Origin of the sequence: Streptomyces sp. NPDC058964, from assembly GCF_042741275.1 — a bacterium.
Lineage (GTDB): Bacteria > Actinomycetota > Actinomycetes > Streptomycetales > Streptomycetaceae > Streptomyces.
Map to the genome: position 1 here is coordinate 1 of NZ_JBHYKH010001038.1, position 1,130 is coordinate 1,130.

1 protein-coding gene is annotated in these 1,130 nt (G+C 72.3%); it reads right to left on the minus strand.

Annotated features, from left to right (window positions below; translation table 11 throughout):
* A partial coding sequence (locus ACFW2E_RS47490; protein WP_384478541.1) for a heavy metal translocating P-type ATPase occupies positions 1-1,029 on the minus strand: 1,029 nt, incomplete at its 3' end.
* Between the last annotated feature and the right edge of the window lie 101 nt (positions 1,030-1,130).

Genomic DNA, 1,130 nt, shown 5'->3' on the forward strand with positions numbered 1-1,130 from the left:
GCCCTCGCCCTGCAGTCGGCGGATCTCGTCGGCCTTGTGCTCGGGCAGCACCTCGGCCAGCACACGGGTGACACCGACTTGAGCGGCGATCGCGGCAGCGGTACGGGTGTTGTCACCGGTGAGGATGACCACCTCGATCCCCAGGCGCTGCAGGGCCGTGATCGCGGCGGCGGAGTCGCCCTTGACGGTGTCGGCGACCGCCAGGACCCCGGCGGGCCGCCCGTCGACCGCGGCCAGGACCGGGGTCTTGCCTTCCGCCGACAGGGCCGCCGCGACGGACGCCAGGGCGGAGGTGTCGATGCCCACGTCGCCGAGGAGCCGAGCGGTGCCGACCAGGACGGCGTGGCCCTCCACGGTGGCCTGGACGCCCTTGCCGGTGACCGAGTCGAAGCCGGACGCCACGGGCGGGTGAAGGCCACGGTCGCGGACACTGGCGGTGATGGCCTGGGCGAGGGGGTGTTCGCTGTCGGCCTCGGCCGCCGCGACCAGGCGCAGCAGTTCGACCTCGTCGATTCCTTCGGCGGTGTGGACGTCGGTCAGCACGGGCTTGCCTTCCGTGACTGTGCCGGTCTTGTCCAGGACCACGGTGTCCAGCTTGTGGGCGGTCTCAAGGGCTTCGGCGGAGCGGATCAGGATGCCGGCTTGGGCGCCCTTGCCGGTGCCGACCATGATGGACAGCGGGGTGGCCAGGCCGAGCGCGCACGGGCAGGCGATGATCAGGACCGCGACCGCGGAGACCAGGGCAAGGGTCAGTGCCGGTGACGGACCGAGGGTGAACCAGAGGGCGAAGGTGCCGACGGCGATGGCGATGACGGCGGGCACGAAGTAGGCCGATACGGCGTCGGCGAGCCGCTGGATGGGGGCCTTGGACGCCTGGGCCTGCTGCACGAGGCGGATGATCTGGGCGAGCATCGTGTCGGCGCCTACCTTGGCCGCGCGTACCCGCAGCGACCCGGTGCCGTTGACGGTGGCCCCGATGACCGTGTCCCCGGTGTGTTTCGTGACGGGCATCGGCTCGCCCGTGACCATGGACTCGTCGCCCCCCCCGGGGCAGGGGATGACCCCGGCGGCGACCGGGGTGGTGAATACCGGCCGGCGGTCGAAAATGTGCCCCGCCCCCACCAGCGCCC